Genomic DNA, 13,216 nt, shown 5'->3' with positions numbered 1-13,216 from the left:
AAGACTTCAATATTTTTGAAGTCTTTTATCCTTATCATTTTATCTTTAAATTAAATCGTATATAAAAAGTTATATTATTTTAAATCGTCATTTCAATGATTTACTTGCTAACAATGGAAAACTTCTAAAACTTAACCTTTGAGTGATCTAAAATTGTTTTATTAAGGAGCTTCTTCTTCTCCCTTTTCTCTTTCTTACTTCTAATTCTTTTTGTTTAATAAATTCATCAAAGAAATTCTTATAGTCTTCCTCTGAACTAATTTCCACAAAGTTATCACTTAAAATCTCTTTACCATCTGTTTTTGTTATATGGTTAAATATTTTTTTAATTGACTCTCTAGCTGAAGCATATTCATCTCCGCCAGTAGGTTCATTAAGTATTTGGTAAATAGTTTGTGTTTTTCTTTGATTTGGTACATCTCCTATACCAATTGCATTCTCAAAGTTCGAAATTGAAGAAAAAATTCTTATGCTATCACTAATCCTGAGTTGATATATTTTTTTACAATTTGTCAGTTGGGCTTTTAAAGCTGAGAAATTATATTTTTGGTGATTATCCATATCATGTAAAACATTATAATTAGAATTAAACTGATTTAAGATTTTCATTAGGGTACAAATTGTAGCTTTTCCTCTCGCCCTAATTATGTGAATGTTCTTATTCTCTAACTTAGCAAAATGCTTAAAAGCAATATACTCAGTATCTCCTTCTACAATCAAAATTTTATCCGCAAAGAAAAATTCGTTCACATAAGAGTCTACGTAGTTTAATATTTTCATATTTTTAATATCATCATTGTCAAATTGGTCGTTTATAGACTGATATAATTGAATTGCTTCTTTTTCACAAACTCGAAAAACTTGAATAGAGGTGTGTCTTTCAGATAAATCTATAAGCATTGGTGAATGAGTTGAAATCATTAGCGGCATTCTTTCACCAATTTTATATAGAGAACGACTAAGTGCTCGTACTGCTTCTGGGTGTAAAAAAGCTTCTGGTTCATCAATTAATAGTAATTTGTTATCACTCTTACCCATAAGCTTTTTTTCAATCATATTTTGAATGAGGTATATTAAACTCATTCGTTGCAGACCAGTTCCTTGGTTTATCAATGGCATTCCAGATTGCTTTTTACTATCAATATTAACACTTGAATTTGTAGACTTTAATATATCACTGGCTGAAAACCCATCACTCTCTCCACCCACTACATTTAAAGACAAATATTCGTTAGAAAAAACTGTTTGAAGATCGTTCGAAACATCTTCACTTACTTGTTTAAGAATTTTATCAGTATTTATTTTGAGTTTCTTTAAAAACTCAGGATAAGACTTCTTGATTTGAGAATATTCCTCAGCTAGCTCTTTAAGTTCTTTTTCCTCTTCAGAACCACCCTCTAAATCCTCAATTTTTTGCAAGTCATTTTTTATTATTTCTGAATATATTTCTTGAATTAATTCGTTAATATCATCGGGTAACATTGACGGGGTAATATAAAATGGTTTATTATTTTGAATTTCTTCTAATTTATCTCGGAGTTCATGTGTGCTTTTTATTTCAACACCATTTATATCATAAAATTTTGGCGCAGCTTCCTCTTTATATTTCTTTACGATAGTGATATTCTCTTCACCAAATTCAAACACGGCTTTTAGTACAATTTCGCTGCCAGCTTTAGAAAAGCAATTGTTGGGAATGGTTTTAGCTTTACTCTCTTTTAAGAAAAAACAGTTGATAGCCTCTAATATTGTTGATTTACCTGTATTATTCCTTCCAGTTAAAATTGCAATTGAGTCTTTAGAAAAATTAATACTAAAAGTATCCTTAAAAACCTTATAATTCGTAACACTAAAGTTTATTATTTTCATTTATATCCCCCCCACTTCATTTTACCATATATATCCTAATTTTAGAGTCTTGAAGTCTGAAATTTCATATAATAGTCCCCCATCACTCTAGTGAAAATTATACTGAGGTGGATACAATACAAGCCCTAGCCCTAACTAAAAAAGTCCAGAAATCACTTTCTGGACTTTTCCTATTTAATACCCTTCCCTCAACACCGCATAGCACTCCCCAATCAGTTCTTCCGCTCCCGGCTCTCCTTTCAGCCCGCGGCGGACGATTTCCGATGATAGGTTCTGGACTTTGAGCGCTCGTGGGGCTCTTCTTTTGTAGTACGCCTGTAATGCTGTTTCGTGGTCGGCGTGGTTTTGGAGTTCTTCGGCGAGGACGATGGCATCCTCGATCGCCATTGCCGCTCCTTGCGCCAGGGTCGGCGCGCCGGCGTGGGCAGCGTCTCCTCCGATGACAACGCGGCCTTTATGCCATGGCTCCTGCACGGCGACCTGCTCCAGTTTGTTAAAGATGACAGGATGCTGTTTTGACATGTGCTTTGTGACAAAATCCAGCCCCCGAAAACCAGAAAGAATCTCTTTTACTCTATCAAACCGGGTATCTTCCTCATCCCAGTAATCGCTCGTGCAAGGCTGTAGGACGAAGACATAGCCAGCGTGTTCTGCCAATGGCACCACCCCGATTTGTGTGTCTCCGCTTCTATACATGAATGTTGCGTCCTCGAATGTGTAATCAGGAAGTTCGATATAAAAGCGCCACGCTCCCATGCCGAGATGCTCTTTTTCCGTCTCCTTTTGCAGCATTATATCGCGAACAACGGAGTGAATGCCGTCAAAGCCCGCCAGAATGTCAGCCTGCATCTTTTCCCCATCTTCACATACGGCAGTGACCGATTCAGCTGTTTCTTCATAAGCGACAACCTTTTTCCCCCACTTGATGTCTACACCCACTGCCTCGGCATGCTTCATGAGAATGTCATTTAACGTTTTGCGCAGGATATTATTGCGTCCCGGAAGTGAATGGTCTAAAAAGGATTCACTGACTTGAAACAGCAAATTCCCCTGTTCATCAAACGTTTTAAACCATTCTGTTTGAAAGCCGTGCTTACAGCACTCTTCGAATACGCCCAGTTCTTTCAACACCGCCAGTGCGTTTTGCGGCTGAAGAATCCCCGCACCTGTTTTTCGGTTTTCTGAAGCCGCTTCACATAAGGTGACGGAAAACCCTGCCTTACGGAGAGAAATGGCCGCTGACAAGCCGCCGATGCCGCCTCCTGCAATTAACATATGTTTCATATCAATAACCACCTTTTCAGCTCTATATGTATTAGTTAGGCGCCTAACTATATTACCTTACTATGTCCCAAGAAAATCTGTCAATCATCTCCAAGCCAAGTTGCGTTATGGTTTTCCCTCCTTTATAATCGTGTCACAACGAATGTACGGGAGCTACTTGCGATGGAATTAAAACATTTACCGAAATATAAGCATATAACAGAGCACGCCGAAACGTATGCCAATATTGACGCCGGCTCTCTTGAATTGTTTTTATCTCTTTTTGATATTTCAAAAAAAATGAATCATGTGATGGAGCATTACTTTGCTGGCCGAGGGCTGTCAGAAGGAAAATTCAAAATCCTGATGCTGCTCTTTGATGCCAAGGATCATAGGTTAAGTCCGACAGAGCTTGCCAAACAGTCAAACGTCACGAAAGCGACGATTACAGGCCTGCTGGACGGGCTGGCGAGGGACGGTTTTGTCAGCCGCAGGCATCACACAGAGGATAAACGAAAAATCAGCATTGAACTGACAACGGAAGGCAAAGCACGCCTTGAGGAATTTCTGCCCGGCCATTTCAGCAAAATCTCAGCGGTCATGGAAAACTACAGCGACGAGGAAAAAGGCATGTTCGTAAAGATGCTTGGTGATCTTTTTGAAAGGCTGAGCGTGTTTAAAGACTAAAAAACCCGTCCGATCTGGACAGGCTACAGCGTCTTTCTGCAGCTGGATACGCATTGGCTGCTTTTTCTTTATGGCCGTCACAAATATGCCGCCGATGACACATGCAATGTGCACAAGCTCAAACGGCTCCTTCAATAGCACGCCTGACAACATGACAGACGCACGACTCCACCTGTCTTTTTGTGTATGGCAAAAAGCGCCTATCCAAAGACAGGCGCTTTTTCATTAATCATCACTGCTCAAAATGCCGAAGAAGCGGAGCAGGTTGATGAACAAGTTGATAAAGTCTAGGTACAGCGATAACGCCATAACCGGAATCAAGTCTTCCGTAATGTGGCGGTGTTTGATTTGATTCAAATCATACAAAATGTAAAGGGAAAAGACGATGGTTCCGATCACGGAATACGCCATCATCGCCGCTGAGTTTAACGGGCTGAAAATGTTGAAAATCCCTACCACAACGAGGGCGAGCACCGCTACCAGCAGAAAGGACCACAGGAAGGATAAATCCTTCTTCATTTTTGCTCCGATTGTGCCTAAGACGGCAAAAATGACAAATGTAGAGCCAAAGGCTTCAAGCACGACATAGGCGCCGGCGATGGAAGCGTAATGGCTGACGATCGGAAATAAGGTAATGCCGGAAACGAACGCGAATGTATATACAAACGCATACCCGACCGCTTTTCTTCTGCGCATCCAGAAGGCCAGAATAATCATCGCCACTTCAAGAATAGATAGCGGCAGCATCAAAGCGACAGGAACAAATTGGCCGATAAAAAGGCCGACAATCGCGATCAGCAATGTGAAGACAAAGACTGTCAAAATGCGTTGCATGATCGATTGCTTACTCTCGTGAACCGTAGCTTGCATGTCAAAAATCCTCCTAAAAAATGATCTTAAAGGTCTATTATATAAAAATTGGATGAAATATGTATATGTTTTAAGGAGAATTTAATGAAAACAAACGCCCTTTACATTATCATTTTGATTCTTTCCTTTTCAGCGAAAAACGGTGCTTTTCTATTTTCTCAATTTGGGTAATCTGAGAATCATGAACCGTAATCTGAACTGTGCCGAAATCGAGTGTTTCCAGCGAGCTGATGATTTTTTCAATCACTTCCGGATCAATCGTTGATTTTGAAACCAAAAGACCTTCCCCCCTGTTGAATAGGTTTTAATTCACAGTATTCTTATAAGAATTATAATATTATGTTTTTTTCGATAAATCAATGGTGATTTCTGTTCAAATCAAAAAGGCATATGATCACCCGGTGACGGACAATCATATGCCTGGAAACTTCCTATTTGTTTTCTTCCAATTCCTCAACAATACAGCGGACACCCATGTTTTCTAATGCCTGCTTCAACGTGCCGTACGTTTCATATTCACTAAAATCAAGCCCCAATTGAATCGATGTTTGGGCCACATCAGGGCGAATCCCTGAAAATACGGCTTTGACGCCTAATAAGAAAAGTGTTTTAGACAGGTTGTACAATTGCTGAGCCACCATGGTATCCACAATCGGAACACCCGAAAGATCAACGACGAGGCTTGTGATTTTTCTCTCGACACAGCGGACCGGCACTGTTTCTAAAATGACTTGTGCCCGTTTTGTATCAATTGAGCCGATAAGCGGCAATATCCCGATTCCATCGGCAATGGAAATAACCGGGCAGCCAAGCTCTGAGATCAATTCCTGCTGAGATGTGAGCCTCATCAGCATGAATTTTTGGTACTGCTCGGAGAATTCAATAATCAGCTTATCGAACGACTGATTCACAATGCGGTTCCATCGGTCTGCATCCTCATTTGTCACAATCTCCTGATTCTCTTTTATAAATGTGACGACTGCGTCCCAGAATGAGATTCTTGAATTGGATATGGCTTCTACGACCTCATGAACTTGAACATCCTGCTCTACCCTGTTTTTCGCAACGTTTTGCGCCCATTTTGTCATGTTTTCTTGAAAATCGGTTTGATCCTCCAGAAATGCGCTTGCGATTGTTATATTGGTAAATGTATGCTGCTCGGTTAAAAGTGTTTTCGTTTCTTCACTTAAATGGCTGGCGGAATATAGCTCGCCTTTTAGCTGGCAACGCAAACTGAACCATTTCTCAGTAATATCCGCAGTGTTGTCTATGATATATTGATATAATAATTGATCGATATTCACGGTCTGTCTCCTTTTTCGTAATAGAAGCACTTTCATTATAAAATGATAAATCGGAATTGTGAATAAGACTAGAGAAAAATCAAATGATTCTGCTCTCTGAGAGCATTCCTGCTTCATATCCTTAGGCGAATGCACCAATAAGAGTCCGCCCGCATAAACTGCAATGTACAGTTTACAATGAGAAAGGACGTTATCACATGTATTATGTTGATCCTTATATGTTTGCGGGGCATTTTTATGAGCCTTGGCCTGCTTTTGAATATGAATACCGATATCCATGGCCTGGCATTGGCAGCGGCGCTGTTCCGGGCTTCGGCGGCGGCTCCGGCCCTGGCATTGGCGGTGGCGCTGTTCCAGGCTTTGGCGGCGGCTCCGGCCCTGGTATTGGCAGCGGTGCCAGCCCAGGCTTCGGCGGTGCGCCGCAGGGACCTCCTCCTTCCCAAATACCAGCGAAACCCCCAAAACCGCAGGGTTCTCAAGGAGCCGTTTTATTAGTTGAACCAATCACCATTCGTCCTTGCCTTTTCCGATTTACCTATGTCTGGTTAACCAATGGCCGCTCATTTTGGTTTTACCCGATCATCCTTGGCAGAAGATCCGTCGGCGGCTTTTATTGGGATTCCTCACGGCGCCGCTGGGTTTATTTCGCCTTAGACACAAATCACATCGATGTTGTGAGCTGCTCATTTTAATAATCAGCCGGTTTCCCGGCTGATTTTTTTATGTTACTTCGTCCGTAAACAGGTTATAGTATTATTATCTTTTCAACTTGGAGGTTTCCCTATGATCAAACAAATTGGCACTGTTGCTGTATATGTCGAGGACCAGCAGAAAGCGAAGCAATTTTGGACAGAGAAGGTAGGCTTTGATATTGCAGCGGACCACCCAATGGGACCTGAAGCAAGCTGGCTGGAGGTTGCGCCAAAAGGAGCCGAGACTCGTTTAGTCATTTACCCGAAAGCCATGATGAAAGGCTCAGAGCAAATGAAGGCTTCTATTGTGTTTGAATGCGAAGACATCTTTGGTACATACGAGAAAATGAAGACAAACGGTGTAGAATTTCTCGGTGAGCCCAATCAAATGGAGTGGGGCACCTTCGTTCAATTTAAGGACGAAGACGGAAATGTGTTTTTATTAAAAGAATAAACTGTTGCGCACGGCGGTTCGATTCCGCCCTGCGCTTTCTTTGACAATGAGAATGAATTTCATTTACAATTATTCATATGTGAGAATGATTGGAGTGAGACGAATGTTTGTTCAGTTGAGAAAAATGACGGTAAAAGAAGGCTTTGCAGATAAAGTCATAGAACGTTTCAGCGCTGAAGGAATCATTGAAAAACAAGAAGGTTTAATTGATGTGACAGTGCTTGAGAAAAACGTACGCCGCGGTGATGAGGAAGTTGTTGTCATGATTCGCTGGGAATCAGAGGATCGCTGGAAGCAATGGGAAAAAAGCGATGCGCATATCGCCGGCCACAAAGCAAACAAAGGCAAACCAAAGCCTGACTATCTGATCAGCACTGAAGTGAGCATGTACCATGTACGTGCTGTCAAACAAGGGACATACAATCAATAAAAAGCTTGCGCCTGCAAGCTTTTTTCTAAGAGTCATGTTGATCTGCTTTGTTCGTATGTTACGGTATACAGCGGCTTATTTTTATGCCATTCTGCAAATAACACGTCCTCCGTCTTATCAATGTTCTTCTTTTTCAATTCTTGCTTCAGCCACTGTTCATCCACACCTGCTTCCTTCAGATTATCCCGGACAATCTCTCCATCTATGATTAAAGTGATCGGCAGGGAAACAGACTTCGAAGGAATCTGCAAATCCTTATTGGTCGGTTTGTCAAAGTCGGATTTTGGAAGCACACTGACCATCCCGTTTGTTTCCAAAATCGCATATTCTACTTCTTGAATCGAAAAGCTCCCCGCTTGCCTCAAAAGGCTTTGCAGCTGGTTAATGTCCATCTTATTTTTCTTCAATACTTTATATTGAAGCTCCCCTTTGCGGATGACGATATTCGGCTCGCCCTCCAAGAACTTTCGCGATGATTTCATTTTTTGCGTGATAAATTCAATAATATAAATCAGCACGCCCCACAGCAGCGAAGCAAAAATAATTTCTTTGATTTTGATTTCATGATCGTAGACGGCATTTCCGACCAATTCACCTAAAATTAAAGCAGAAATAAAGTCAAACGGCGTAATTTGAGAAAATTGGGTTTTCCCGAGAAGCTTTAAGATGATAAATAAAATGCCTAAACCGCAGACCAGTTCTACCGCAACACTTAAATAATTTCCCATATTGATAGCACCTACTTCTTGATTATACTATCAGTATGGTCAATGCTTTCCTTTCTAAACCGGAAAGAGCTAATCGGCAAGCTCAGCTTTGCATGATGCATTGGAGCATGTCATTGAAAAGCTGCTCTGCATCACTGCGGTCAATCTGGACAAGCGGGTCATTGAGGAAGGCTTGAAACGCGAGGCCAACATCCTTTGTTAAACCTGCGTCCGCCACTGCCTCCTGATTGGATATATGCCTAGCCGCCAGCATTTCCACACCTTTCGGAAGCGCTCCGGACAAAATCGGCTGGACACGGTTCCTTGTGATGAATGCGTTTGTTTCGACAATGGCTTGTATAGGAAGGTTTAAGACCTGGCCTTGATTCGGCATATTTACATTTGTGACGAGTTCACCCAATCCGAGAAGAGCCGCTATGATGTTCACGCCTTCTTCTCCCGAAGCTTTCTCAGCAACGCCCCGTTGTTGCACGATCAACCGTTCTGTTTCTTGTCGTTTCTCAGCTCTGTCTTGTTTTCTGAGATATAGGTGTGAGATGAAATTTCCATACTTCAGGCTGTTTGAGGTATGGGCCGGGAAGAAACTCTGCCAGATGCCTGTCACCCGCAGCAGGGATGGCGCCATACGTTTCAAATAAATCAAACGCAACACGGTGTGCCGAACAAAAGACGCTGTCCCTCCAGCATTCCCCCTCCAGCTCATATCCTGATTCCCCATAGTGCGCGCTGAATTCACGGAATATAGGCAGCAGGTCAATATGGCGGTAAGAGGCTTTTGTGATCCATGTAAAATGGTTAATGCCGAGCACATTAACGCGGATATCCTCACGCCGCGGCACCTCAATCCCCAGCCTTTCCGTGACCATTTCCGCCAATAACTTTTGCGTCCCGAATACCTCGTGGCAGCAGCCAATCGCTTTGATGCCGGGAAACACTTTATACAGCACTCTTGTACAGACAGACATCGGGTTTGTATAATTAATGACCCATGATTCAGGTGCGTAGTCTCTTATTGCCCGGGCAATTTCCGCAAATATCGGCACAGCACGCAAGCCCCTGATGATCCCTCCAGGCCCGACAGTATCACCTACAGACTGATAAATACCGCAGCGCTCAGGCAAGTGCACATCGACTTCCATATCATCCAGTGATCCCGGCAAAATGGAAATAATGACGATATCCGCAGCTGATAACGCCTTTTTCAAAGTAGAAACAGCCTCATATCTCCATCTGCCGTTCCCGCTGTGATTGCCGATCACTTCATTTTTCTGAGCGGCTTCAAAATCAAGATCATAGAGCGCCACCGTGCCTGACATCCGTTCATCAATCGACAAATCACTCATCAGGCTTCTGGCCCAGCCTTGGGACCCCCCGCCGATATAGGCAATCTTAATCTGATCTAATGTACTGATATGAAACACTCCCTTTCTCAGCCTTTCACCGAACCGATCAGCATTCCTTTTGCAAAGTGTTTTTGTAAAAATGGATAGACCGCCAAAATCGGCAGCGTCGCAATGACAATGACAGCGAGTTTAATTCCCTGCTCCGGCGGAACGGCATTTTGCATCGTATCGCCATTGGTCGCCGTTAAATCCGATAAAATCGTGACTTGGCGAAGCACCATTTGCAGCGGCCATTTTGCACTGTCATTGATATATAAGAGAGCGTGGAAGAAATCATTCCAAATCCCGACCGCATAAAACAGCGCAAAGGTCGCAATAACCGGCTTTGACAGTGGCAGGGCGATCCGCCAGAAGACGCCGATTTCGGAACAGCCGTCTATTTTTGCTGATTCCTCCAGCTCGCGCGGCAACTGCTGAAAGAAGTTTTTGATAATAATAAGGTTGAACGGATTAATCGCCATCGGCAGAATCAATGCCCAATACGTATCCAAAAGGCCAAGTGATTTTACGACAAGGTACGTCGGAATCATGCCGCCTGAAAACAGCATGGAGAAAATCACCAGATTCAACAGCAGATTCCGTCCCTTCACATGCCGCTTCGCCAGCGGATACGCCATCGTGAAGGTGAAAAACAGCTGTACAGCCGTCCCGACCACGGTGATGAGGATGGACACACCCATGCTTCGAAGGAACGTCGGTGTCGAAAACACATACTTGTAAGCATCAAGTGTAAAGGTTTTCGGGAAAATAAAGAAGCTCCGCTGGGCGAGTTCCGCTTCTGTCGCAAAGGAACCAGCGATAATATATAAAAACGGCAAAATGGTAATCGCGCCGACACCACCGAGAAACAGAATGTTGCAGACGTCAAACACCCGTCCGGCTTTGGTGTTGTGCATCGTGTGAATTTCAGCCATACCTCTCCCTCCTCTAAAACAATCCTTCCTGATCAAACTTTTTCGCAATGTAATTGGCGCCAAAAATCAAGATAATCCCGACAACTGATTTAAACAAACCGACCGCCGTGCTGTAGCTATACGCCCCTTGGGTAATCCCCATCATGTACACATACGTGTCGAAGATGTCAGCCACACTGCGGTTGAGTGAGTTCGTCATCAAATACACCTGTTCAAAGCCAAGATTCAAAAAGCTGCCGATTCTTAAAATCAACAAAACGATAATAGTGCTTCTAATCGCCGGCAGCGTAATATGCCACATTCTCCTGAACCGCCCCGCTCCGTCCATGATGGCCGCTTCATACTGCTCTTGATCAACCGTAGCGAGCGCTGCCAAAAATAGAATCGTTCCCCAGCCTGTCTCCTTCCAAATGCTTTGCATCACAATCATCGGCCGGAACCAGTCTGCATCCGACAAGAAAGAAATCTGCTCACCTGTCAGGCTCATGATCATTTTGTTGATCACACCTGTATCGACAGTAAAGAAAACGAAGGTGATGCTGACCACAATTGTCCATGATACGAAATGGGGTACGTAAATGAAGGTTTGGATACATCTTTTATACGCGGCCTTTCTTACCTCATTCAAAAGCAGGGCCAAAATGAGAGGCGCGGGAAAGGCAAACAAAAGATCCAGACTCGCCAGCATGAGGGTGTTGCGCAGCAGCCGGAAAAAATCCGGATTCATAAAAAAGTCTTTGAAATAATCAAAGCCGACCCATTCGCTTTTCCAGAAGCCGAGATATGGCGAATAGTCTTTAAAAGCGATCAGCACACCCCACATCGGCAAGTATTTGAAAATCAAGAAATAAAGCAGACCGGGAATAAGAAGAAGATAAAGCCATTTGTCCCGTTTGAGCGCAGCCATCCAGCTGATGCCTTTTCCAGCGGTGAGAACAGGTGAATTTCCCTTCTTCGGCACTGTTTCCATATCTGTTCTCCTTTCATGTTACCGGGGCGCCCGCCGAACGGCAGGCGCATCGGTTTATTTTGACGATTGGTACAATTTGTTCAAGTCCTTCATCAGGTCATTGCCGCCGCTTTTTTTCCAAAGCTCCACTGCATCAGCGAACCCTTTTTCATCAATTTCTCCAATGATAAATTGTGTTCTCGCGTCGAGGATGATGTTGTCAAGCTGGGCTCCTTTTTGGGTATAGACATCAGATACAAGCGACTCAGCCGGGTTAAAGACGGCTATTTTTTCTCCTTCGGTTATGATGTCCTTGCGATGCTGGAAGAGCTTGGTTTTCTGGTCTTCGATGTAATACTCGCTTTTCGGAATCGACATGCTGAACTGTGCCAAGCCTTCATGCTCATACAGGAGAGATTTATTATTTTTTTCAAGTGAGGTGAATACGCCGTCCTTGAGCTCGTAATTGCGGCCCTTCACTCCGTTGTTCGTGAGAATCTGCGCCTCCTTATCATTCATCTTATCGAGGAAGGACAGCACCTCTTTCAGCTCTTTTTCGGTTTTGACACTTGATTTTGGTATCGCGATCATGCCTGAATAACCAGATGTCGGGAAGGTGCGCTTGCCATTCGGTCCCTCAAGCGAGCCGACGATATCAATGATATCCTTGTTCGACTCATCCGCCTCCTCCATCGCGCTTTGGATTTGAGACGCTCTTGAGCCTGTATCAACGATGACACCCGCTTTTCCTTTTACAACCGGATCATTCCACTTCGCAGAATCCATGACAGCAAAGTCCTTATTGATCAATCCCTCATCATAGAGCTTTTTAAAAAACGTGAGCGCATCCATGTATTCCTTCGTTGTAAAATCCGGAATCAGCTTTCCGTTTTCAACACCGTAGCGGTTCGGAGCGCCGAACCAGATTTGCAGAACATCCCATGGGCTTCCGTTGCCGAGTCCCATCCATTTCGGCACGACCATGCCGTACGTATCATCCTTGCCGTTTCCGTCAGGATCTTTTTCCTTAAAGGCTTTCAGCACTTCATAGAAATCATCAAGCGTTTCCGGCATATCCAGACCGACATTTTTCAGCCAGTCGGTTCTGATGATCATACACGCCCTAATCAGATCCCTCGTTCTGTAGATTCCGTACACCTCGCCGTTCACCGAGCTGTTCTTCAAAATCTTTTCATCTGCCTGGCTTAAATTCTTGTAGTCTTTTAAATAAGGAGACAGCTCCCAAAACGCCCCTGCTTTGACAGACTTGATAAAGCCGGCTGACTTATCTTTAATGACAATCGCGTGAGGCATCTCTCCTGAAGCCATGACGATGTTGAATTTGTCGTTGTAGGATGAATCAGGCACCCATGTGACCTTAATCTCTTTGCCTGTGTATTTTTCGAGCGCTTTTAATGAAGGACTCTTATCACTCGGGCTTTCCGGCGATAAGAGCGGCGCCATAATTTTGATCGTATCTTTCGAATCGCTTGCTGAATTGGATGTTTCCGAATGGCTGCATCCGGCGATCATCATGGCAGCAAGCGGCAAGGCCATCCATTTTTTTCGCATTCTTATTTTCATGATGCGTAAGTCCCCCTTTTTTCAATTTGCATTTCCCCTTTGCCCCTCTCAATATAAAGCGCTTACATA

At 43.3% G+C, this 13,216-nt stretch carries 13 protein-coding genes and 2 pseudogenes; 4 read left to right on the top strand and 11 right to left on the bottom strand.

Translation table 11 applies throughout. The features are described 5' to 3' along the window. Nucleotides 1-147 precede the first annotated feature (147 nt). Nucleotides 148-1,869, bottom strand: coding sequence for an AAA family ATPase (locus tag MHI44_RS15500; RefSeq protein WP_070548690.1), 1,722 nt, complete (start codon nt 1,867-1,869; stop codon nt 148-150). A gap of 174 nt (nt 1,870-2,043) precedes the next feature. Further along, nucleotides 2,044-3,153, bottom strand: a complete 1,110-nt coding sequence (locus tag MHI44_RS15495) for an FAD-dependent oxidoreductase (RefSeq protein ID WP_339202362.1) — start codon at nt 3,151-3,153, stop codon at nt 2,044-2,046. Between the two features lie 162 nt (nt 3,154-3,315). Here MHI44_RS15495 and yetL point away from each other — a divergent pair, with 162 nt between their 5' ends. Beyond that, on the top strand, nt 3,316-3,819 hold the full coding sequence (gene yetL, locus MHI44_RS15490) for a transcriptional regulator YetL (protein ID WP_038829581.1): 504 nt from the start codon (nt 3,316-3,318) through the stop codon (nt 3,817-3,819). On the opposite strand, the pseudogene MHI44_RS15485 reads toward yetL, so the two are convergent. From MHI44_RS15485 to MHI44_RS15470, 4 genes and pseudogenes are all read right to left on the bottom strand, one after another. Continuing rightward, nucleotides 3,809-3,981, bottom strand: a pseudogene (locus MHI44_RS15485) (hypothetical protein); the annotation flags it as partial. The gene yetL and the pseudogene MHI44_RS15485 overlap by 11 nt on opposite strands. Nucleotides 3,982-4,044: 63 nt before the next feature. Further along, entirely contained in the window at nt 4,045-4,689 is a 645-nt protein-coding gene (locus MHI44_RS15480) for a Bax inhibitor-1 family protein (protein WP_029317448.1), read from the bottom strand. Nucleotides 4,690-4,798: 109 nt separating this feature from the next. Continuing rightward, nucleotides 4,799-4,966, bottom strand: coding sequence for a YezD family protein (locus tag MHI44_RS15475; protein WP_003244522.1), 168 nt, complete (start codon nt 4,964-4,966; stop codon nt 4,799-4,801). A gap of 154 nt (nt 4,967-5,120) precedes the next feature. Next, on the bottom strand, nt 5,121-5,993 hold the full coding sequence (locus MHI44_RS15470) for an STAS domain-containing protein (protein WP_029317447.1): 873 nt from the start codon (nt 5,991-5,993) through the stop codon (nt 5,121-5,123). A 197-nt stretch (nt 5,994-6,190) separates the two neighbouring features. Here MHI44_RS15470 and MHI44_RS15465 point away from each other — a divergent pair, with 197 nt between their 5' ends. The 3 genes from MHI44_RS15465 to hmoA all read left to right on the top strand — a co-directional run bounded on the left by MHI44_RS15465 (nt 6,191) and on the right by hmoA (nt 7,569). After that, entirely contained in the window at nt 6,191-6,685 is a 495-nt protein-coding gene (locus MHI44_RS15465; RefSeq protein ID WP_003233802.1) for a hypothetical protein, read from the top strand. Between the two features lie 91 nt (nt 6,686-6,776). Then, the gene (locus MHI44_RS15460; RefSeq protein WP_003233803.1) at nt 6,777-7,139 is read left to right on the top strand and encodes a VOC family protein; all 363 of its coding nucleotides are present in this window, start codon (nt 6,777-6,779) and stop codon (nt 7,137-7,139) included. A gap of 103 nt (nt 7,140-7,242) precedes the next feature. Then, complete coding sequence (gene hmoA, locus MHI44_RS15455; RefSeq protein WP_014479126.1) at nt 7,243-7,569, top strand: heme-degrading oxygenase HmoA; 327 nt, start codon at nt 7,243-7,245, stop codon at nt 7,567-7,569. A gap of 32 nt (nt 7,570-7,601) precedes the next feature. Here hmoA and MHI44_RS15450 read toward each other — a convergent pair whose 3' ends face one another. The 5 genes and pseudogenes from MHI44_RS15450 to MHI44_RS15430 all read right to left on the bottom strand — a co-directional run bounded on the left by MHI44_RS15450 (nt 7,602) and on the right by MHI44_RS15430 (nt 13,147). Then, nucleotides 7,602-8,297 (bottom strand): DUF421 domain-containing protein, encoded by a 696-nt coding sequence (locus tag MHI44_RS15450; protein WP_014479125.1) that lies wholly within the window; start codon nt 8,295-8,297, stop codon nt 7,602-7,604. An 82-nt stretch (nt 8,298-8,379) separates the two neighbouring features. After that, a pseudogene (gene lplD / locus MHI44_RS15445) lies at nt 8,380-9,718 on the bottom strand (alpha-galacturonidase LplD). Between the two features lie 8 nt (nt 9,719-9,726). Continuing rightward, the gene (locus MHI44_RS15440) at nt 9,727-10,614 is read right to left on the bottom strand and encodes a carbohydrate ABC transporter permease (protein WP_003233807.1); all 888 of its coding nucleotides are present in this window, start codon (nt 10,612-10,614) and stop codon (nt 9,727-9,729) included. A gap of 13 nt (nt 10,615-10,627) precedes the next feature. Continuing rightward, a complete protein-coding gene (locus MHI44_RS15435; RefSeq protein ID WP_069322444.1) occupies nt 10,628-11,584 on the bottom strand; it encodes a sugar ABC transporter permease in 957 nt (318 codons plus the stop codon). Nucleotides 11,585-11,638: 54 nt separating this feature from the next. Further along, nucleotides 11,639-13,147 (bottom strand): extracellular solute-binding protein, encoded by a 1,509-nt coding sequence (locus MHI44_RS15430; protein ID WP_167407960.1) that lies wholly within the window; start codon nt 13,145-13,147, stop codon nt 11,639-11,641. Between the last annotated feature and the right edge of the window lie 69 nt (nt 13,148-13,216).

Origin of the sequence: Bacillus sp. FSL K6-1366, from assembly GCF_037976695.1 — a bacterium.
Lineage (GTDB): Bacteria > Bacillota > Bacilli > Bacillales > Bacillaceae > Bacillus > Bacillus subtilis.
This window is presented reverse-complemented; position numbering and strand designations above follow the sequence as displayed.